The organism is Mucilaginibacter sp., from assembly GCF_965201005.1.
In the GTDB taxonomy this organism is placed as follows: domain Bacteria; phylum Bacteroidota; class Bacteroidia; order Sphingobacteriales; family Sphingobacteriaceae; genus Mucilaginibacter_A.
Map to the genome: position 1 here is coordinate 1,434,676 of NZ_OZ241747.1, position 19,913 is coordinate 1,454,588.

Annotated in this window: 17 protein-coding genes; 11 read left to right on the plus strand and 6 right to left on the minus strand. The window is 40.2% G+C overall.

Going from position 1 to position 19,913, the window contains the following annotated elements; translation table 11 throughout:
- Positions 1 to 12 precede the first annotated feature (12 nt).
- Entirely contained in the window at positions 13 to 1,224 is a 1,212-nt protein-coding gene (locus ACOFKR_RS06670) for an IscS subfamily cysteine desulfurase (protein ID WP_419803243.1), read from the minus strand.
- A 233-nt stretch (positions 1,225 to 1,457) separates the two neighbouring features.
- Here ACOFKR_RS06670 and ACOFKR_RS06675 point away from each other — a divergent pair, with 233 nt between their 5' ends.
- The 6 genes from ACOFKR_RS06675 (at position 1,458) to ACOFKR_RS06700 (ending at position 6,673) form a co-directional block, all read left to right on the plus strand.
- A complete protein-coding gene (locus tag ACOFKR_RS06675) occupies positions 1,458 to 1,706 on the plus strand; it encodes a type B 50S ribosomal protein L31 (RefSeq protein ID WP_419803244.1) in 249 nt (82 codons plus the stop codon).
- A 64-nt stretch (positions 1,707 to 1,770) separates the two neighbouring features.
- Positions 1,771 to 2,940 (plus strand): putative sugar nucleotidyl transferase, encoded by a 1,170-nt coding sequence (locus ACOFKR_RS06680; RefSeq protein ID WP_419803245.1) that lies wholly within the window; start codon positions 1,771 to 1,773, stop codon positions 2,938 to 2,940.
- A 9-nt stretch (positions 2,941 to 2,949) separates the two neighbouring features.
- Entirely contained in the window at positions 2,950 to 3,711 is a 762-nt protein-coding gene (gene tpiA, locus ACOFKR_RS06685; protein ID WP_419803246.1) for a triose-phosphate isomerase, read from the plus strand.
- Positions 3,712 to 3,967: 256 nt separating this feature from the next.
- Complete coding sequence (prmA, locus tag ACOFKR_RS06690; protein WP_419803247.1) at positions 3,968 to 4,804, plus strand: 50S ribosomal protein L11 methyltransferase; 837 nt, start codon at positions 3,968 to 3,970, stop codon at positions 4,802 to 4,804.
- Between the two features lie 79 nt (positions 4,805 to 4,883).
- Positions 4,884 to 6,236 carry a UDP-N-acetylmuramate--L-alanine ligase gene (locus ACOFKR_RS06695; protein ID WP_419803248.1) on the plus strand — a complete coding sequence of 451 codons (1,353 nt, stop codon included), beginning with the start codon at positions 4,884 to 4,886 and terminating at the stop codon, positions 6,234 to 6,236.
- Between the two features lie 95 nt (positions 6,237 to 6,331).
- Positions 6,332 to 6,673, plus strand: a complete 342-nt coding sequence (locus tag ACOFKR_RS06700) for a helix-turn-helix domain-containing protein (RefSeq protein ID WP_419803249.1) — start codon at positions 6,332 to 6,334, stop codon at positions 6,671 to 6,673.
- A gap of 38 nt (positions 6,674 to 6,711) precedes the next feature.
- On the opposite strand, the gene ACOFKR_RS06705 is transcribed toward ACOFKR_RS06700, so the two are convergent.
- Positions 6,712 to 7,833 (minus strand): GNAT family N-acetyltransferase, encoded by a 1,122-nt coding sequence (locus ACOFKR_RS06705; protein ID WP_419803250.1) that lies wholly within the window; start codon positions 7,831 to 7,833, stop codon positions 6,712 to 6,714.
- Between the two features lie 356 nt (positions 7,834 to 8,189).
- Between ACOFKR_RS06705 and ACOFKR_RS06710 the strand changes: the two genes are divergently transcribed.
- Together ACOFKR_RS06710 and ACOFKR_RS06715 are read left to right on the plus strand one after the other, a co-directional pair.
- The gene (locus tag ACOFKR_RS06710) at positions 8,190 to 8,909 is read left to right on the plus strand and encodes a ferritin-like domain-containing protein (protein ID WP_419803251.1); all 720 of its coding nucleotides are present in this window, start codon (positions 8,190 to 8,192) and stop codon (positions 8,907 to 8,909) included.
- A 12-nt stretch (positions 8,910 to 8,921) separates the two neighbouring features.
- Positions 8,922 to 9,809 carry a ferritin-like domain-containing protein gene (locus ACOFKR_RS06715; protein ID WP_419803252.1) on the plus strand — a complete coding sequence of 296 codons (888 nt, stop codon included), beginning with the start codon at positions 8,922 to 8,924 and terminating at the stop codon, positions 9,807 to 9,809.
- Between the two features lie 347 nt (positions 9,810 to 10,156).
- Here ACOFKR_RS06715 and mqnC read toward each other — a convergent pair whose 3' ends face one another.
- The 4 genes from mqnC to mnmA form a co-directional block, all read right to left on the minus strand.
- Positions 10,157 to 11,281: a cyclic dehypoxanthinyl futalosine synthase gene (gene mqnC, locus ACOFKR_RS06720; RefSeq protein ID WP_419803253.1), complete on the minus strand. Its 1,125-nt coding sequence runs from the start codon at positions 11,279 to 11,281 to the stop codon at positions 10,157 to 10,159.
- A 138-nt stretch (positions 11,282 to 11,419) separates the two neighbouring features.
- Complete coding sequence (locus tag ACOFKR_RS06725) at positions 11,420 to 11,824, minus strand: hypothetical protein (RefSeq protein WP_419803254.1); 405 nt, start codon at positions 11,822 to 11,824, stop codon at positions 11,420 to 11,422.
- Between the two features lie 34 nt (positions 11,825 to 11,858).
- Entirely contained in the window at positions 11,859 to 14,279 is a 2,421-nt protein-coding gene (gene topA / locus ACOFKR_RS06730) for a type I DNA topoisomerase (RefSeq protein ID WP_419803255.1), read from the minus strand.
- A gap of 288 nt (positions 14,280 to 14,567) precedes the next feature.
- Positions 14,568 to 15,656, minus strand: coding sequence for a tRNA 2-thiouridine(34) synthase MnmA (gene mnmA / locus ACOFKR_RS06735; protein ID WP_419803256.1), 1,089 nt, complete (start codon positions 15,654 to 15,656; stop codon positions 14,568 to 14,570).
- Positions 15,657 to 16,151: 495 nt separating this feature from the next.
- Between mnmA and ACOFKR_RS06740 the strand changes: the two genes are divergently transcribed.
- Genes ACOFKR_RS06740 through ACOFKR_RS06750 form a run of 3 tightly spaced genes read left to right on the plus strand, consistent with a single transcriptional unit; the run spans position 16,152 to position 19,912 of the window.
- Positions 16,152 to 17,831, plus strand: a complete 1,680-nt coding sequence (locus tag ACOFKR_RS06740) for a GMC oxidoreductase (protein ID WP_419803257.1) — start codon at positions 16,152 to 16,154, stop codon at positions 17,829 to 17,831.
- 49 nt (positions 17,832 to 17,880) lie between these two features.
- The gene (locus ACOFKR_RS06745; protein WP_419803258.1) at positions 17,881 to 19,305 is read left to right on the plus strand and encodes a Gfo/Idh/MocA family protein; all 1,425 of its coding nucleotides are present in this window, start codon (positions 17,881 to 17,883) and stop codon (positions 19,303 to 19,305) included.
- A 37-nt stretch (positions 19,306 to 19,342) separates the two neighbouring features.
- Positions 19,343 to 19,912, plus strand: a complete 570-nt coding sequence (locus ACOFKR_RS06750; protein ID WP_419803259.1) for a gluconate 2-dehydrogenase subunit 3 family protein — start codon at positions 19,343 to 19,345, stop codon at positions 19,910 to 19,912.
- Position 19,913: the final 1 nt, after the last annotated feature.

Genomic DNA, 19,913 nt, shown 5'->3' on the forward strand with positions numbered 1-19,913 from the left:
ACAAGGTGAATTTTAGTGTTCTGCCCACTCAATAGAATCCAGGTCGATGCCTTCTTTGAACATTTCCCAAAGCGGGGAAAGTTCGCGAAGATGCGTAACGGCATTTCGGGTAACTTCGATAGCGCGGTCAACTTCTTCCTCTGTAGTAAACCTGCCCAAACCAAAACGGATGGAAGAATGTGCCAAATCATCAGACAAGCCTAAGCTTTTCAGCACATAAGAAGGTTCTAACGAAGCTGATGTACAGGCAGAACCGGAAGAAACGGCCAAATCTTTCATCGCCATCATCAAGCCTTCCCCTTCTACATATTTAAAAGAAATATTGGCGGTGTGCGGCAAGCGATGGTTTACATTTCCGTTCACATAAGATTCTTCCAGTTGTGTCAGGGCATTTTCCAGTTTATCGCGCAAAGCAGAAAGCCTTACTGCATCTTGCTGCATTTCCAAACGGCCAAGTTCACAAGCTTTGCCCAAACCAACAATCCCCGGAACGTTCAAAGTACCTGAACGCATTCCACGCTCGTGTCCGCCGCCGTCCATTTGTGCCGTAACTTTAACCCGAGGATTTTTACGGCGGACATATAAAGCACCGACACCTTTCGGGCCGTACATTTTGTGTGCAGATAAAGCCAGTAAATCGATACCGTCTTCAATCACGTTTACCGGGATTTTCCCAACAGCTTGTGTCGCGTCCGTCATAAATAAGGCACCAAACTGATGTGCGATTTTAGCAATTTCCTTGATCGGCTGGATGACACCGATCTCGTTATTGCCATACATAATGGAAACCAGGATCGTTTCCTGGGTCATAGCTGCAACCAATTCTTCCAAATCAATTAATCCATCAGGCTTTGGTGATAAATAAGTAACACGTCCGCCTAATTTTTCAATATGCTTGCACGCATCCAAAACGGCTTTGTGCTCAGTCGTCATGGTAATGATGTGATTCCCTTTTTCCTTATACATCTCAAAAACACCTTTCAGTGCCAGGTTGTCAGATTCAGTTGCCCCGGAAGTAAAAATGATCTCTTTTTCGTTTGCACCAATCAACTGTGCTACCTGTTCGCGGGCATAATCAACAGCTTCTTCTGCAACCCAGCCAAAAGCGTGATTACGGCTGGCAGAATTGCCAAATTTCTGTACAAAATAAGGTATCATTGCCTCAAGTACCCGTGGGTCCATCGGCGTTGTTGCGTTATTATCTAAATAAATCGGAAGCTCCATAGTCTTAAATAAATTAAGTATTGATGTTGGTGCAAATATACTAAATCTTTTAGGTTAAAATTCCAAATTCAGGTGTAGAAACAGGGTTTTACAGTCATTAACTTGCAATTTTAAAATTCTGGTTTCAGGCAAAATCCAACTGATCCAACAGATTTTATAAATTTTAAGAAGCAGTTTTTTATACTGATAAAAACAGTATATTTGCGCCTGTTTTTGAAAAGAACGTTATCAACATGAAAAAAGAAATCCACCCGTCAAATTATAGGTTAGTTGTTTTTAAAGATATGTCTAACGACTATTCTTTCATCACAAAATCCTGCATAGATTCAAAAGAAACCGTACAATGGGAAGACGGTCAGGAATATCCGTTGATCAAATTGGAGATTTCCCATACTTCGCACCCATTTTATACCGGCAAAATGAAGTTGGTTGATACCGCAGGCCGTATCGATAAATTCCGTACGCGTTACAACAAAAAATAAGCTTTTTTTTAGGATAATAAAAAGTCCCGGTCAACACAGCCGGGACTTTTTTTATTTTTGTTTGATGGGAATTGTTTTTTTTGCCGATGCTGCACAGCAAACTTTACTGCCGTTAACTTTTACGCGGCCTGTTGCCGATTTGCGGATCGGGATGCTCACAATTGCCGAAAAGTGGCAGAAACATCTCCGGCAGGATGCTTCTTTTATCACCCTAAATTATCTGCGGCATAAATTTCCTTTAAAAATTTCCGGGCAAAATTTATTGATCAACGGCTCTGTTTGTCCGGACGATGCCTTGCTTCAGGCCATCAACAATTTAAAAGAAGGCGAAGCTTTAAAACAGCAGGATTTTTTGATCGCAGCTAAAATTTCTGCTGCTGATATTAAAGACTGGGAAACCGTTGTTACTTCTTTTACCGGCATAAATTATGTACGGGATTTTGTCAGGATAACATATCCGGAAGATATTTTTATGCTGAACGACAGCGAGTTGCGTAAAGATTTTGCTTTGCTGACAAAAGGAAAAACGAGCGCGGCCATCAGCCAGACCAATACAATTTTAGGTGATGATTTTTTTGCAGAAGCAGGTGCTTCGGCAGAATGTGCAACTTTTAACACCAAAATCGGGCCGGTTTACCTCAGCAAAAATGCCGAAGTTTTTGAAGGTGCCCACATCCGCGGGAGTTTTTTTTTGGGCGAAAGTTCGCAGGTAAAAATGGGTGCCAAAATTTATGGCGGAACAACAGTTGGGCCGCATTGTATGGTTGGGGGCGAAATTAAAAATGCGGTAATTGGTAGTTTTACCTCCAAAGGGCATGAAGGTTATCTGGGCAATTCGGTTTTGGGCGAGTGGTGCAATATTGGTGCAGATTCTAATAATTCCAACCTTAAAAACACTTATGGCCAGGTAAAACTCTGGGATTATCCGACCCAAAACCTGCGGGACACCGGGCTGCAGTTTTGCGGTTTAATTATGGCCGATCATGCCAAATGCGGCATCAACACCATGTTTAACACCGGAACGGTAGTTGGCGTGGGCAGTAACGTTTTTGGTGCAGGTTATCCGCCAAAATTTATCCCGGATTTTTCGTGGGGAGGGATTTCCAACAATGAAATTTATGCCTTAAAAGAAGCATTGAAAACCGCAAAACGCGTTTTTGAACGCAAAGGCCGCGAATTTAATGAGATAGAATCCAACATTTTGACACACCTATTCAATTCAACCCAAAACTAAAATAACACGATGAGACAAAAAATTGTTGCCGGAAACTGGAAAATGAATCTAGGATACAACGAAGGTTTATCCATTTTTTCTGAAGTGATCAACATGGTCAACGATGAAGTTACCGGTGCGCAAACGGCCATTGTTTGCTGCCCGTACACTTATTTGCATAGTTTGGCGCAGTTGGTCAAAGGACATTCGCAGATTTCGGTGGGCGCACAAAATTGCCATCAGGAGGAAGCAGGTGCTTTTACCGGCGAAATATCGGCAAAAATGATCCGTTCTGTTGGCGCACAATATGTGATTTTAGGCCATTCTGAACGCCGGCAATATTTTGGTGAAAAAAATGAATTGCTGGCCAAAAAAACAGATGTGGTTTTGGGTAACTCCTTAAAACCTATTTTTTGTATCGGCGAAACTATGGAAGAGCGCGAAAATGACCGCTTTTTTGAGCTAATAAAAACCCAGCTGAGTGAAGGTTTATTTCATCTTACCGATACACAGTTTGCACAGGTTGTTGTTGCTTACGAGCCGGTTTGGGCCATCGGTACGGGCAAAACGGCTTCGGCAGCGCAGGCACAGGAAATCCATGCGTTTATCCGACAGGAAATTGCCGCTAAATACGGACAGGAAACAGCTGATGACACTACCATTTTGTACGGAGGAAGCTGCAATACCAAAAATGCAAAAGAGTTATTTTCTCAGGCAGATATTGACGGCGGTTTGATCGGTGGCGCTTCCCTGAAATCCCGTGATTTTGTGGATATTATCAAAGCATTTTAAAAAGTAACATATATCAAAAGCCTGTTGCAATTTCGTTCAGATTTTTTTAATGCTTCTTTTATCACCTAAAAGTTGGTGGCTGTGTTCGTCTTTATAAAAAAATCAAACTATGTTCCACTGTTTTTTAGGTGGTAAAAGAAGCATCGGGAAAACAAGCATAACAACAATTTGAATTGTCTTTCAGGAACAGAAACCAGGACATAAATCAAAACTTCAGTTCTGCCTGCTTCCAGATACTTACTTCGGATATTGAAATATGAATTACATCGAGCTGCTGTTTACCACGCTTTTTCAGGAAGATTACCAGCAGGATTTGCTAATAAACGAATTGGCAGAAGCCGGTTGTGATACTTTTGAAGAAGTTGATTTCGGTTTTAAAGCTTACATTCCTTCCACTGATTTTAGTAAAGCAGACTTAGATAAGCGGCTTGAGCCTTTTCATCAAATTTTAAGTTTTTCTTATGAAGTGAACCTCATCCCGCAGCAAAACTGGAATGCGGTTTGGGAAAGCAATTTTAACCCGATACAAATTAAAGATCAGGTTTGGGTTCGGGCAACATTTCATGAGCCGCAACCGCAATACCCGTTTGAAATTGTGATCGATCCGAAAATGGCTTTCGGCACCGGCCATCATCAAACCACGGCCATGATGCTGGATTTTATGCTGGATACTGTTTTTACGGGCAAAAAAGTGTTGGACATGGGTTGCGGAACCGGAATCCTGGCCATTTTGGCTTTTCAAAAAGGTGCCACAGCAATTACGGCAATTGATTATGACCCGGTTTGTTGCGAAAGTACACTTGAAAATGCAGCTTTAAACCACGCTGACGGGATACGGGTTTTGTGCGGATCAAAAGAAGTAATCCCTAACGAAACTTTTGATATAATCCTGGCCAATATCAACCGCAACATCCTGCTTGATCAGCTTGAAACTTACGCCCAAAAACTTAAATCCGGCGGTCTGCTTTTTTTAAGCGGTTTTTATGAAGTCCCTGATTTGGAAATCATAAAATCAGCTGCGGCAAAACTTCAGCTTGGCTATCAGCAGCATAAAAATAGTCAAAGCTGGGTTTCGGCAAAATTTATTCGTTAAACGATCGTTTTATTTCCTCAACGTAAGAATAAATTTATTTGATTTATTTTTATAACTAAAAATTAATATTGTTTTTTGTATGAAAGTACATTTTATAGCTATGGGCGGAAGTGCAATGCACAATTTGGCCATAGCGTTACATAAAAAAGGTTTTGAGGTTACTGGTTCTGATGATGTTTTTACAGAACCTTCCAAATCAAGATTGGATAAATTTGGCTTACTGCCTGTTTTGTCCGGTTGGTTTCCAGAAAAAATTATATCAGGATTGGATGCCGTGATTTTAGGGATGCACGCCAAACAGGACAACCCGGAATTGCTGGAAGCGCAGCAAAAAGGTATAAAAATATATTCTTACCCGGAGTATGTTTATGAACAATCTAAAGATAAAAAACGGATTGTGATTGGTGGAAGTCATGGTAAAACCACCATCACTTCCATGATTTTACATGTGCTAAAAGAAGCATCTTTTAAATTTGATTATTTAGTGGGTGCACAGTTGGAAGGTTTTGATACGATGGTACAATTAACCGATGCACCATTAATTGTAATTGAAGGCGACGAATACCTGGCTTCACCGATCGACAGACGGCCAAAGTTTCATTTATATCAAGCCAATATTGGGTTGATCAGTGGCATTGCCTGGGACCATATCAATGTGTTTCCAACTTTTGAAAGTTACTTGCAGCAATTTGCTGTTTTTATCGATACAATTATAGCAAACGGGGAATTGATCTATTGTGAACAGGATAGGATATTAAAAAAACTGGTGACAGACAATACATCCAATGTTCAAAAAATTGCTTATAGTTCTCCGGAGTACACAATCGATAATGGGGTTACAAGTATAATATATCAGCAAAAAAAATATCCTTTGAAAGTATTTGGCGGCCACAATTTACTAAATATGGAAGCCGCAAAAACAGTATGCAAATCTTTAGGGATTGAAGAAGAAAATTTTTATAAAGCGATGGCTACATTTAAAGGTGCGGCCAAAAGATTGGAATTGATCGGTAGTAACTTGCAAACTAACGTTTATAAAGATTTTGCCCATTCGCCATCCAAGCTTAGTGCTACAATAAATGCCGTGAAACAGCAGTTCCCAAACAGAAAGCTGATCGCTTGTATTGAGCTGCACACATTCAGCAGTTTGAACAAAACGTTTTTACAAGAATATAAAAGTACAATGGACGATGCAGATCAGGCAATTGTATTTATTGACAATCATGTTTTAGTGCAAAAAAATATGGAACCTTATTCTGCGCAACAAGTAAAAGAGGCATTTAATAATGAAGATATAATATTTTTTGACCAGGCAGAAGATTTGTTTGCACACCTTAAAAATTTGAACTACAAAAATACAAACTTACTGCTGATGAGTTCGGGCACTTTTGCCGGTACGGATTTGACCGGGTTTGCAGAAACAATTTTATAAATCAATTAAAATTTTCAAAAACAAATAACTAATTACCAAAGCAGTCGTATAAATTGTAACTATTATAAATTGCTTTAAACTATTAATTAAGCACCATGAAGTCATTAGGAAAAAAAATCAGGTTGTTACGTCATCAAAAAGGTTGGAGCCAGGAAGATGTTGCCAAACAATTGGATATATCGATACCTGCGTTTTCTAAAATTGAAACGGGTATAACAGATATCAATCTTTCAAGGTTGGAGCAGATTTCTAAGTTGTATGAAATGACAGTTGTACAATTATTAACTTTTAACGATATTGAGCAAGAACAAAAATCAGCTTCTGAAATTGAATCTGTTCAGAAAAAATTAGTGGAAAGAGAAGCTGAACTGATTGACTTGCAAAAAAAGGTTATTGAATTGTATGAAGAGCTAAGAAGGCCAAAAGCAATTGCTTAATTTATCTAATGTAATGACACAAGTAATCAAACTTGTCTCTATTTAAAAAGATAACGCATTGTTACATGCTTTTTTGCAAACTCAACATTCATGGCATCATGCAAAGAAAGCATTTTGTTGTTGAAATCCCCAACCCACGAAAGTTCAAGTTCTTTGTATTTATTTAATGGCAAAACATATTCTTTTAGCTTGATAAATATGGCCGATTCAAGACCATGTTTTTGAAACTTTTGCTTCGTGCCCATTACAACGGCACGCATTCGGCTTACACCGCGCCATTTGCGGTACAAAAACTTTAATTTGTTGATCCAGGTTAGTTTGCCGTTAAAACCTTTGATCAATTGATTTGCATCCGGTAATATTATAATAAATGCTGCCGGCTCGTTATTAATGTAAACAAACCAAATCAATTTTGGGTCCATAACTACTTTCATTTTCTCGAAAGTTTCCAAAATTGTTTTGGGATGGATCGGTGTAAAATTGGTAAAATCCTGCCAGGCGTCATTATATATTTCCCGGAAATCTTCTGCAAAAGTTTTTATTTTTTTTGGGTCCAAGCTTTTAAACACATAACCGGGTTTTTTGGCAACCCAGTTTGCAATTTGCGTAAACCGATCAGGAAAAGGTTTGTAAACATCAAGATGGTTGGTTATTTGCTCAAACAGTACATAAAAACCATAATGGTCAAAAAAGGCTTTGTAATAAGGATGATGGTAGTTCATACCATAAGACGGTGTGCTAAAACCTTCGATCAACAAACCCCAAAAATTATCCGTTTCGCCAAAGTTTATCGGGCCGTCCATAGCCTGCATCCCGTTTTCTTTCAACCAATTTTTTGCGGTATCAAACAGCAGAAAAGCAACAGATTCATCTTCAATACTTTCAAAAAAACCAATTCCGCCGGTTGGCTGCTCGTTTTGGTAAGCTTTTTTATCATTAATAAAAGCAGCAATACGGCCAGCTAACTTTCCGTTCTCGTCTTTAACAATCCATCGGGTGCATTTGCCGTGTTTAAAAAAATTGTTTTTTTCCGGATCAAAAACAGCTTCCACATTTTCATCAAGCGGACAAATCCAATTCGGATCGTTTTTGTAAATCAATTTTGCTGTTTGCAAAAATGCCTTTTTGCTTTTTTTATCAACTACTTCCGTAACAACCATGATTTGATATTAAAAGCTTCAAATATAAAAAAACGTATAACCAGCGTGCTTATTTTTTAGCAGAACCATGTTAATTATATGCACAGGAATTTAAAGCTTAACATCTTTATCAAAAATATACCGATAAAAACAGTATTTTTTATTTTTTACGTGCAAAATAATATTTTAAATCCAAACAAATCAAGTAACGGCACCGTTAAAGCAACATAAACCAGGATTTGAACACTGACAAGTTTTTATGATAACCCTTCCGATCCTAAATTTTACTTTAAAATAACTTAAATTAAATAAAACTGCCATATAACATTAATCGTATATCAAATCAAAATCAACTGTAAAAACTAATCAATTCAATCATGGAAATTTTTTCAAAAAATGATGACCAGCTCATTTCTTCTTTAGAAGCAGAGTCATCAAAAGGAATGCAAAGGAGACAATTCCTGCGGTACGCTGGTGTAGGTACAGCAGCAGTAGGTTTGTTTGCCGCAGAAGCTTGTAAAAAGGACAGAAACTCTTACACAGGTGTGTATCTTGGAAGCGGGGACATCGGTATCTTAAATTATGCTTATGCTTTAGAGCAACTGGAAGCAGCTTTTTATGTACAAGTTGTATCAAATGCTGCTTTTACAACACAATTCAATGCTGATGAACAGACTTTGATCACAGAAGTCAGAAATCACGAAGTTTTGCACCGGGAATTTTTTAAAGCTGCCCTGGGCGGAAACGCAATCCCAAATTTAACTGTAAATTTCAGTGCTATTAACTTTGCAAACCGTGCAAGTGTAATTGGTGCTGCAATGGCTTTTGAAGATTTAGGTGTCTCTGCTTACAATGGTGCCGGATATTTAATTAAAAGTGCTGATTACTTACTGATTGCAGGTAAAATTGTTTCGGTTGAGGCACGACATGCAGCTTATTTCAGGGATTTGATGACACCAAATACCTTTGTTGGGCAGGATGTAGTTAATGTTGCCGGAAATGGTCTGGAATATGATAAAACACCACAATATGTTTTAGGAAAAGCCAGTGCCTACATCACCACACCAATTAACGCAGACGATTTACCAACTTCTTAAAAAATTAAAATCATGGATTTACTAAATATCATTGAAGAAATTGAAAAGGTTGACCCGGAATTTCAGGACAAAATCAGTCCGCGCCGTGCAGCTATAAAAAATATAACCAGTTTTGGTTCTAAAGTAGCTGTTGCTGCTTTACCATTTGCAGTTGGCTCTTTGTTTAAAAAAGCTTACGCACAACAATCCTCCAGTGCAATTGTAGGTGTTTTAAACTATGCTTTAACTTTAGAGTTTTTAGAATATAATTTTTATAACACGGGTTTAAATGGTTCTATGAGTACGATTTTGAAAGGTACAATGAGCCAGTCAGAACTTGCTGGTTTAAACTTGATTACCACTGATGAAATGCACCATGTTACTTTTTTACAAGGTGTAATTACATCTCTTGGCGGTACACCATATACCGTACCTACAACAGGCTATGATTTTACTGCAAAAGGTAATTTTCGTGATGTTTTTACCAACAGCAATACATTTTTAGCAGTTGCAGAAACATTTGAAGATACAGGTGTAAGGGCTTACAAAGGCCAGGCAGGTGCAATTTTACGTAACAAAACGGTGTTAACGGCCGCCTTAGATATTCATTCTGTGGAAGCCCGTCATGCTTCACATTTGCGTATGCTGCGCAGGGCAAGGATGATTGCTTCCGGCATGTCTGTAACTGCTGCTATTCGTCCATGGATTACCGGTGCAAATGATACAGGTATTGGTGCAGCAGTAGATGGATCTTATGCAGGGGAAGACAATGTTATGCAGGGTGGTGTAAATGTTGCAACAGGTTTGCCAGCTTATAATACCATCGCTGGTGCAAATGCTGCTACGAGTGCAACTCAAGCCTTTGACGAACCTTTGGACATGCCTACAGTTGTTGGGATTGTAAAACCATTTTTTAACTAAGAGATTCTTTTCGTTATTAGATATTTTAAATTTAAAAGTCCTGATTGCTAATAGCTTTCAGGACTTTTTTTGTTGCTTAAGTTTACAAACTGTTCTGAATTTGTTAAACATTTGTATGCTTCTTTTATCACCAATAATTTGGTGGTTTGTGATGCAGATTTTCATCAGTGCAATAGTAACAGCAAAAATTCGGGTAGGTAAAAGAAGCATTCAGGATTTTTGATTGAAATCTGAAACAGACTACAGCTCAATCAGCAGAAAAAAATGCTTAGGATTTAAGTCAGTATAAACTGGATTATTAATGATGCTTCTTTTATCAGCCTAAATTTAGGGTGATAAAAGAAGCATTAGTAATTAATAACCTGCTCTTCCAATGCTTCCGGAACCTCGCGCCACTGGTATTTCTGATTGCGTAACTGCGGTTCAAACCCGGCTTCTCTAATAGCTTCCTGGATTCCTTTTGCAGTGAAACGATGCGGTGCCCCGGCTGCAGAAACTACGTTTTCTTCAATCATAATTGAACCAAAATCATTCGCCCCGGCTTGTAAACACAATTGTGCAACCTGCTTTCCAACTGTTAACCACGATGCCTGGATGTTTTTGATATTGGGCAGCATGATCCGGCTTAAAGCAATCATCCGGATATATTCATTCCCGCTTACATTATTGGTTATGCCTCTTACTTTTCGCAGTAATGTACCGTCGTCCTGAAATGGCCAAGGAATGAAAGCCACAAAACCATAAGCTTCAGCAGGTTTTTCAGCTTGTACTTCGCGGATCCAGACTAAATGTTCAAAACGCTCTTCCAACGTTTCCACATGGCCAAACATCATGGTTGCAGAAGTTGGCAAATTTAATTGGTGTGCAGCCCGCATCACATCCAGCCATTCTTTTCCGCCACATTTTCCTTTAGAAATAAGGCGGCGGACACGATCATTCAAAATTTCTGCACCTGCACCAGGCAAGGAATCCAGGCCTGCTGTTTTTAAAGCCGATAAAACTTCATGATGACTTAACTTATCCAACTTAGCAATGTGTGCGATTTCCGGCGGACCTAAAGAATGGAGTTTCAAATCCGGATAAAGTTGTTTCAGTTTAGAAAAAAGATCAACATAAAACTGCAGACCTAAATCGGGATGATGGCCGCCCTGAAGCAGCAATTGATCTCCGCCTAAACGAAAAGTTTCTTCAATTTTTTGTTTGTACGTTTCAATATCGGTAATGTAACTGTCTTCATGTCCCGGTCGGCGGAAAAAATTACAAAACTTGCAATTGGCGATACAAACATTGGTTGTGTTTACGTTCCGGTCGATCTGCCAGGTAACTTTGCCATGCGGAACCTGGATTTTACGCAATTCGTTGGCCGTAAACATCAGTTCGGCAGTAGAAGCATGGTTGTAGAGAAAAAGGCCTTCTTCAATTGACAAAAAATCAAACTGAAGCGCACGATCTAACAGTTCTGCAGTGTTCATGCAACAAATATAAGCAGATGTGCCTTAATTTATTTTCAAACAACGGAAACTTACATTGGAGTGTAAATGGTGAACCCAAAAAGCAACAAACTAATCACAAGCCGGTTTTTGCCTGAAATTTAGGTGATAAAAGAAGCATTACCTGATCATTACGCCAGGTTTGTTAAGAATGGGGGTTTTTATGAAATTGGATTCGACAATGCTTTCCGGCAGGAAGATAAACTTTTTATCAAAAATCTGATTATCAACATAATAACTTAGCCAGTATTCATTGGTCAAGCCAAAAGTCTGTTCGTCAATCGGTTCTATCAAAACAAAACCCTGGCCTTCAACTTTTGGGAAAGCGTGGCGTAAAGTAGAAGTTTTTACATCTTCGCCATCTTTAAAACCATAACCTTTCGAAGTAATCAGCACGTTATCAATTTCCTTGTTTTTTAAGTTGATCAGATAAACATACCAAACCCGGCTTTCAGGATTTTCACTTTCCAAAGCAACAGCAACGGCAATGTCCTCAACTTTATTTTGCGGTAGGTCTTTCAGCATTAATTGTTATATTGAACTATAAAACAAGTTGATATTATTTTTTCCTGGCGAATTTTTTGACTGGCTTCTTGGATTCTTTAACAGATTTTTTAGCAGGCTTTTTAGGTTCTTTTTCAGCCGTTTTTGCAAATTTCTTAGAAAATTTCTTTGGTTCCTTTTCAGCAATTTCGGCTAAAGCTTTGCAATCTGCATAAGTAAGTTCTTCCGGTTCTTTTCCTTTCGGGATTTTTACATTGAGCTTTCCATACTTAATATACGGTCCCCAGCGGCCGTTTTCAATGCGCATGGCTTCATCTTCTGCAAAAGATTTGATCAATTTTTCTGCATCCGCTTTGCGCTTGTTTTCAATAATTTCGATCCCAATTTTTTCATCGGCATCCAAAGGGTCAATATCTTTCGGAAGTGAATAGAATGCACCGTTGTGGCGGATATACGGGCCAAATTTACCGATGGCAACCGTCATAACTTCATCTTCAAAAACACCGATTTTTTTCGGAAGTTTAAAAAGCTCCAAAGCTTCTTCCAGTGTAATGGTTTCAATCATCTGGCCGGAGCGCAGGCTGGCATAAGCTGGTTTTTCTTCGCCTTCCGCAGCTTCGCCGATTTGTACAAATGGGCCGTAACGACCGATGCGCACAGTTATTTTTTTACCACTTTTTGGGTCGATGCCTAATTCCCGCTCACCGCTGGCCCTGTCTGCTGTTTTGATGGTTTCTTCTACTTCCTGATGAAAAGGATCGTAAAACTTCTTGAGCATTTTCGTCCAGTCTTCCAAGCCCTGCGCAATTTCGTCAAACTGCTTTTCCACCCCGGCCGTAAAATGAAAATCCACGATCCCGTTAAAATGCTGAACCAGAAAATCGTTTACCACGGCACCAATATCCGTTGGGAACAACTTGCTTTTTTCTGCGCCCGTAATCTCTGATTTTTGTTCTTTGACTACTGTTTTGTCCTGCAACGTAAGCACGGTATAATTACGCGGTTTTCCTTCCCGGTCTTCCTTTATCACATAGCCGCGATTTTGTATGGTAGAAATAGTAGGGGCGTAGGTTGAAGGACGGCCAATGCCAAGTTCTTCCAGTTTCTTCACCAAACTGGCTTCGGTATTTCTGGCTGGCGGACGGCTGAAACGCTCGGTTGCGTTCAAATCCCGCAGGTTCAATTGCTGGCCTTTTGTTAACGGCGGCAAAATGGCATTGTCGCTGCTGTCGTCCAGTTTGTTTTCTTCTTCATCATCAGAAGATTCTAAATAAACTTTTAGAAAACCATCAAAACGCAGCACTTCACCGTTGGCCACTAATTCTTCTTTCCGGGTAGAGACACTGATTTTGGCAGTTGTTTTTTCAAATAAAGCCTCACTCATTTGCGAGGCAATGGCACGTTTCCAGATCAGTTCATACAAACGGATCTCTGCCGGATCACCATCGGTAGTATGTTGGTTAAAATAGGTTGGACGAATGGCTTCGTGTGCTTCCTGCGCACCGGCAGATTTGGTTTTGTATTTTCTGAACTGATAATAGTTACCTCCGTAAGCAGATGTGATTTCTTTGGAAGCCGCATCCAAAGCCGTATCCGAAAGATTAACAGAATCGGTACGCATATAAGTGATCTTTCCGGCTTCATACAAACGCTGCGCTAAAGCCATTGTTCGGGAAACGGAAAAACTTAATTTTCGGCTTGCTTCCTGCTGTAAAGTAGAAGTGGTAAAAGGTGCTGCCGGTGAACGTTTGGATGGCCGGGTTTCCAGACTGCTTATCTTGAAAACCGCATCGGCACAATCGTTTAAAAAACTTTCCGCATCACTTTGCCGGATAAAGCGGTTTGGCAATTCGGCCTTAAAAATTTCTTTGTTTTTTCCGGTGGTAAAAACAGCAACAGTGCGGTAAGCAGCTTCAGGTTTAAATTTGTTGATTTCGCGTTCGCGCTCAACAATTAACCGAACGGCAACAGATTGTACCCGGCCGGCAGAAAGGGAAGGTTTTATTTTTTTCCACAAAACAGGGGAAAGTTCAAACCCCACCAAACGGTCTAAAACGCGGCGCGCCTGCTGGGCGTTGACTAAATTATAATCTATTTTTCGCGGTGTCTCTATCGCTTTTAAAATAGCTGGTTTTGTAATTTCGTGAAAAACAATGCGGCGTGTACTGGCATCTTTTAAACCTAAAGTTTCAAACAAATGCCAGGAAATGGCTTCACCTTCACGGTCTTCATCTGATGCAAGCCAAACAATGTCTGCTTCTTTTGCCAGCTTTTTCAGCTCGCTTACTACCTGCTTTTTATCGGCCGGGACTTCATATTTTTGAACAAAGCCATTGGCAACATCAATCGCATCATCAGATTTTACCAAATCGCGGATATGTCCGTAGCTTGATTTCACCGTAAAATCCTTTCCTAAATAACCTTCAATTGTTTTGGCTTTTGCCGGTGATTCTACAATCAATAAATTTTTTGCCATTAAAATCGCTTAGTTTCTGCAAAGAAAACACAAAGAATACTAAATATACAATGTTTGTTTACTATAAAAAATAGCATCCAAACATTTAGGGCCTGTTCAAAATTTGTGCAACCTGTTTTGGATACTTCTTTTATCACCTAAAAAATGGTAAGTGTTTTATTTAGAATTGCTGCAAAAACTAAAATTTATACGATAAAAGAAGCATTGTATTTTTGCTGATATAAGTTTAAAACAGGCATTAACACAAAAATATACTGCTAAAAGAAGTATGTATTATTTTAGAAATTGCTAAATTAAAAAACCGCCGCCCAGCAAATCATTGCCTTCATAAAACACAGCCGACTGGCCTGGTGCAATGCCCGAAACCTGATGATGGAAATTTATTTTCAGATGATCGTTCATCTGCGTAACCGTGCTTAAACTGCCCTGATCTTTATAACGGATTTTGGTTACGGCTTCAATTCCGTCCTGAAGGTTATCATATTTAATCAGGTTAAAATCCCGAACCCAAGCTTCGCCGCTTTCCAAATCTTCCTGTTCACCCAAAACTACCGTATTGGTTTTTGGGTCGATTTTGGTGACAAACATTGGCTTGCCAAACGCAACGCCCAGGCCTTTCCGCTGGCCGATGGTATAAAAAGGATAACCCTGATGTTTGCCAACAACCGTTCCATCGCGCAAAACAAAATTGCCGCCTGCCACGCGTTCTTCCAAATCTGCAACCTGATGTTTTAAAAATGCGCGGTAATCATTGTCTGGTACAAAACAAATTTCATAGCTTTCGCTTTTGCTGGCCAACTCTAACTGGCCCATTTCTACGGCCATCTGTTTAATTTCTGTTTTAGCGAAAGAGCCTAACGGAAAATGCGTACGGGCAAGGTTTTTTTGCGAAACGCCCCACAAAACATACGATTGATCTTTATGTTCATCGCGGCCTTTAGAAATTAGGTAACGCCCGTTTTCCTGCCGGCGGATGTTGGCGTAATGGCCGGTTGCAATAAATTCACAATCCAGTTTATCGGCCCGTTTAAGCAAAGCTTCCCATTTGATGTGCGTATTGCAAAGCACACAAGGGTTTGGCGTGCGGCCGGCCAGGTATTCATCCACAAAATTGTTTATGACCGAACCACCAAATTCGCTGCGGATATCTAAAATATAATGCGGAAAACCGTAACCAACCGCCAGGGCACGTGCATCGTTTATGCTATCCAAGCTGCAACAACCGGTTTCTTTGGAGCTGGAGCCGGATGATGCATAGTCCCAGGTTTTCATGGTCAGGCCGATTACTTCATAACCTTGTTCATGCAGCATCACTGCCGCAACAGAACTATCAACACCGCCGCTCATGGCTACCAAAATTCTTCCGTGCTTGCTCATTTTTAAAATAAAGCACAAAGGTAAATGATCGCATTGAAATGTAGCAGCTTTGCCGGTCAGGTTTAGGTAATACTATAATTTGCAACTAAAGATAAAACACGGATGCTTCTTTTACCGGCATAAAAATGATTTTTGGGCTGATGAGGAAAAAGACGGTGATCCCTTTATTATTCAAAACCTGCTTAAATTGCTAAATGCTTCTTTTATCACATAAAATTTGGCGGTTTTTCTATAGCTATTAATTACAAAAGCAAAATTTACAGGCATAAAAGAAGCATTGTAGTCTTATCACAAAAAATCTAAACAGCTTGTCAAAAAAAGTATTTCATGGCAATCGATTTAAAAAAACTTATAAATATAATTGAATCAGGATCAAAATACATGCGATGGATCAAACAGAATAATTTGAAACTTTTGTGCGATTTTGAACAATATTGCAAACTAATTTCTACTTTAGCCTTCACAACCATTTCTAAACTTAATTTTTTCTGATTTATGGCAAGCAATGTATATGACGCGATTGTAATTGGTTCGGGTATTTCTGGCGGATGGGCCGCAAAAGAATTGACTGAAAAAGGTTTAAAAACGATCGTATTAGAGCGCGGAAGAAATATTGAGCACATCAAAGATTATGTAAATGCAAACAAGGCACCCTGGGAATTTCCGCACCGCGGCGGCAAAACGCAGGAAATGATCAAGGATTATCCGGTTTTGAACAGGGATTATACACTGAACGAAACAAACCTAAGTTACTGGACAAACGAAAAAGAAAGCCCTTATGTAGAAGTCAAGCCATTTGACTGGTTTCGCGGCTACCATGTTGGCGGGCGTTCGCTGATGTGGGGCAGACAGTCTTACCGCTGGGCCGATTCTGATTTTGAAGCTAATATGCGTGATGGCATTGCAGTAGATTGGCCGATCCGTTATAAAGATTTAGAAAAATGGTACGGTTATGCCGAGCGCTTTGCAGGTATTTCCGGTAGCCGGGATGGTTTGGCCATCTTGCCAGACGGGGATTTTATGCCTCCGATGGAATTAAATGTGGTGGAAAAAGATGTGGCTGCCCGTTTAAAGCAACACTATAAAGGTATGCGCCCGATGATTATTGGCCGTACCGCAAATATTACAGTACCGCACAACAACCGCACCAACTGTCAGTACCGTAATAAATGCTGGTTAGGTTGTCCGTTTGGTGCTTATTTCAGCACCCAATCTTCCACTTTGCCAGCAGCTATGGCAACTGGTAATTTAACGGTTCGCCCGTTTTCTATTGTTACCCGGATTTTGTATGATAAAGACACCAAAAAAGCAACCGGTGTTGAAATCATTGATGCAGAAACCAAGCAAACATATGAGTACAAGGCTAAAATCATCTTTGTAAACGCTTCAACTATTAATTCGGCCTGGGTATTAATGAATTCGGCCACGGATGTCTGGCCTGACGGATTAGGCAGCAGCAGCGGCGAATTGGGCCACAATCTGATGGACCATCACTTGAATGTTGGTGCTTCAGGTGAGGTAGAAGGGTACGAGGATAAATACTATTTCGGCCGACGTGCAAACGGTTTTTACATCCCCCGTTTCCGAAATACAAATGGTGAAAAACGAGATTATATTCGTGGTTTTGGTTATCAGGGTGGTGCAAGCAGACAGGGTTGGAGCCGGGATATTGCCGAAATGAACATTGGAGGTGATTTTAAAGATGCCCTGTCAGAACCCGGAGGCTGGTCGATCGGTATGGGGGGCTTTGGCGAAACGTTACCTTATCACGATAACAAAATGACGTTGGACAAAAACACAAAAGATGCCTGGGGCTTGCCAGTTGTTGCTATTGATGCCGTAATTCGTGACAATGAAAAGAAAATGCGCGCGGATATGATGCAGGATGCTAAAGAAATCCTGGAAGCCGGAGGTGCAAAAAATGTTCAAACCTACAATCAGGAAGCAGTATTAGGGAAGGGAATCCACGAAATGGGAACGGCAAGAATGGGCCGCGATCCTAAAACTTCTGTGTTAAATGAGTGGAACCAGGTTTGGGACGCTAAAAATGTTTTTGTAACTGATGGTGCTGCCATGACTTCAACTGCCTGCCAAAACCCATCGCTTACTTATATGGCACTCACAGCCCGTGCAGCAGATTATGCCGTTAGCGAATTGAAAAAAATGAATATCTAAATATGCTGTTTTTATCAGTATAAAATCAACCAATTTTTAAATTAAACATATGGAAAATCAGGATTCAAAACTTTCCCCAGGTTCTAGGAGAAGCTTTATAAAAAACTCAGCAATTGCAGCGGCGGCATTTACCATTGTTCCGCGGTTTGTTTTAGGCGGAAAAGGTTACACGGCGCCAAGTGATAAATTAATTGTTGCCGGTGTTGGTGCGGGCGGAAAAGGTGAAAGTGATATTGCCAATTTTTACAAAAGCGGCAAAGCTGAAATTGGGTTTTTGTGTGATGTGGACGATAGGCGTTCAGCGAGAACCAGAGCCAACTTCCCGAAAGCAAAATATTATAAAGACTGGCGCGAATTGATGGATAAAGAAGCTAAAAACTTTGACGCCGTTTCGGTTTCTACCCCGGATCATAATCACGCTATAATTGCATTGGCAGCCATGCAGCGACATAAACATGTGTATGTGCAAAAGCCTTTATCGCATGATATTTATGAAGCAAGGATGCTTACAGAAGCTGCCAAAAAATATAAAGTGGTTACACAAATGGGTAATCAAGGTGCTTCTAATGATGGTACACGTTTGTTGGCTGAATGGTACGATAATGGGATAATCGGAGATGTACATACAGTTTATTGTTGGACAGACCGCCCGGTTTGGCCACAAGGAATTGCCTGGCCATCTGCCAAACCTGAAATCCCTAAGGAATTAAGCTGGGATTTATGGCTCGGCACTGCTCCATACAAAGATTACGTGGATAAGTTAGTTCCGTTCAACTGGCGTGGCTGGTGGGATTACGGTACCGGTGCATTAGGTGATATGGGCTGCCATTTGGTCGAAGCTCCTTTTAGAGTGTTGGGATTACAGTATGCTAAAGATGTACAGGCCAGCGTAGGCAGTGTTTACGTGGATGAATTTAAACGCGGTATTTTCCCGGATAGTTGCCCGCCATCAAGTCATATTACGCTAACCTTTCCTAAAACGAAAAAAACCAAAGGTGAAATTACCTTGCATTGGATGGATGGTGGCATTCAGCCCGAGCGTCCGGAAGAATTAGGTGCCAATGAAAAGTTTGGTGATGATGGAAACGGCATCTTGTTTATCGGCACAAAAGGTAAAATGATGGCCAGCACTTATTCAGAAAACCCTTTGTTGCTGCCAACCTCACGTACTAAAGAAGTAAATGTTAAGCAAACTTTTGCCCGCGTCCCGGGTCAGGCTAATGGGCATTACGCGCAATGGGTTGAAGCTTGTTTGGCTGGTTATGGCAAAAATGAAGTCAGTTCTCCGTTTGAAGTGGCCGGGCCTTTAACAGAAGCTTTGCTGATGGCGAATTTAGCTGTGCGTGGGCACGAGTTGAAAGGCGGACACATTAAAATGCTTTGGGACAATAAAGATATGCGTATCACAAACTTTGATCCGGTGAATCAATATGTTAAGCGTAACTATCGTGAGGGTTGGAGTTTAAACGCATAATTTCTAAATCTTAATACTGTTTTTACAACCTAAAAATATGGATAGAAGAGAAGCTATTTCTAAAGTCGCTTTATTACTGGGCGGTACAGTTTTGGGTGCCGAATTTTTTATCAGCGGATGTAAATCCGGCACAGACAAAGTAAAAGAATTATTTGGTCAAGATGATATTTCGTTTATGGACGAAATTGGCGAGACAATTTTGCCGGCCACTTCAACTCCCGGGGCAAAAGCTGCTGGTGTAGGCAAGTTTATGGCGGTTATGGTAAGAGATTGTTATAAGCCGGAAGATCAAAAAATTTTTACAGAAGGCATAACCAAATTAGATGATGCCAGCAAAAAGAAAAACGGTAAAAAGTTCATGGAATGCGACCCGAAACAACGCACCGCTGTTTTGATTGATCTGGATAAAGAGCAAAAAGCTTATCAAACCAATAAAAAGAAAGAAGATCCCAATCATTATTTCCGGATGATGAAAGAGCTGACAATGCTGGGTTATTTCACTTCCGAAGTAGGTGCCACAAAAGCCTTACGCTATCTGCCTGTTCCGGGAAAATACGACGGCAATTATCCCTACAAAAAAGGTGATAAAGCCTGGGCACTTTCTTAAG

Excerpts from the sequence above, each read along its gene's own strand:
- ACOFKR_RS06670 (WP_419803243.1), bottom strand. The coding sequence starts at position 1,224 with ATGGAGCTTCCGATTTATTTAGATAATAACGCAACAACGCCGATGGAC.
- ACOFKR_RS06675 (WP_419803244.1), top strand. The coding sequence starts at position 1,458 with ATGAAAAAAGAAATCCACCCGTCAAATTATAGGTTAGTTGTTTTTAAA.
- ACOFKR_RS06680 (WP_419803245.1), top strand. The coding sequence starts at position 1,771 with ATGGGAATTGTTTTTTTTGCCGATGCTGCACAGCAAACTTTACTGCCG.
- tpiA (WP_419803246.1), top strand. The coding sequence starts at position 2,950 with ATGAGACAAAAAATTGTTGCCGGAAACTGGAAAATGAATCTAGGATAC.
- prmA (WP_419803247.1), top strand. The coding sequence starts at position 3,968 with ATGAATTACATCGAGCTGCTGTTTACCACGCTTTTTCAGGAAGATTAC.
- ACOFKR_RS06695 (WP_419803248.1), top strand. The coding sequence starts at position 4,884 with ATGAAAGTACATTTTATAGCTATGGGCGGAAGTGCAATGCACAATTTG.
- ACOFKR_RS06700 (WP_419803249.1), top strand. The coding sequence starts at position 6,332 with ATGAAGTCATTAGGAAAAAAAATCAGGTTGTTACGTCATCAAAAAGGT.
- ACOFKR_RS06705 (WP_419803250.1), bottom strand. The coding sequence starts at position 7,833 with ATGGTTGTTACGGAAGTAGTTGATAAAAAAAGCAAAAAGGCATTTTTG.
- ACOFKR_RS06710 (WP_419803251.1), top strand. The coding sequence starts at position 8,190 with ATGGAAATTTTTTCAAAAAATGATGACCAGCTCATTTCTTCTTTAGAA.
- ACOFKR_RS06715 (WP_419803252.1), top strand. The coding sequence starts at position 8,922 with ATGGATTTACTAAATATCATTGAAGAAATTGAAAAGGTTGACCCGGAA.
- mqnC (WP_419803253.1), bottom strand. The coding sequence starts at position 11,281 with ATGAACACTGCAGAACTGTTAGATCGTGCGCTTCAGTTTGATTTTTTG.
- ACOFKR_RS06725 (WP_419803254.1), bottom strand. The coding sequence starts at position 11,824 with ATGCTGAAAGACCTACCGCAAAATAAAGTTGAGGACATTGCCGTTGCT.
- topA (WP_419803255.1), bottom strand. The coding sequence starts at position 14,279 with ATGGCAAAAAATTTATTGATTGTAGAATCACCGGCAAAAGCCAAAACA.
- mnmA (WP_419803256.1), bottom strand. The coding sequence starts at position 15,656 with ATGAGCAAGCACGGAAGAATTTTGGTAGCCATGAGCGGCGGTGTTGAT.
- ACOFKR_RS06740 (WP_419803257.1), top strand. The coding sequence starts at position 16,152 with ATGGCAAGCAATGTATATGACGCGATTGTAATTGGTTCGGGTATTTCT.
- ACOFKR_RS06745 (WP_419803258.1), top strand. The coding sequence starts at position 17,881 with ATGGAAAATCAGGATTCAAAACTTTCCCCAGGTTCTAGGAGAAGCTTT.
- ACOFKR_RS06750 (WP_419803259.1), top strand. The coding sequence starts at position 19,343 with ATGGATAGAAGAGAAGCTATTTCTAAAGTCGCTTTATTACTGGGCGGT.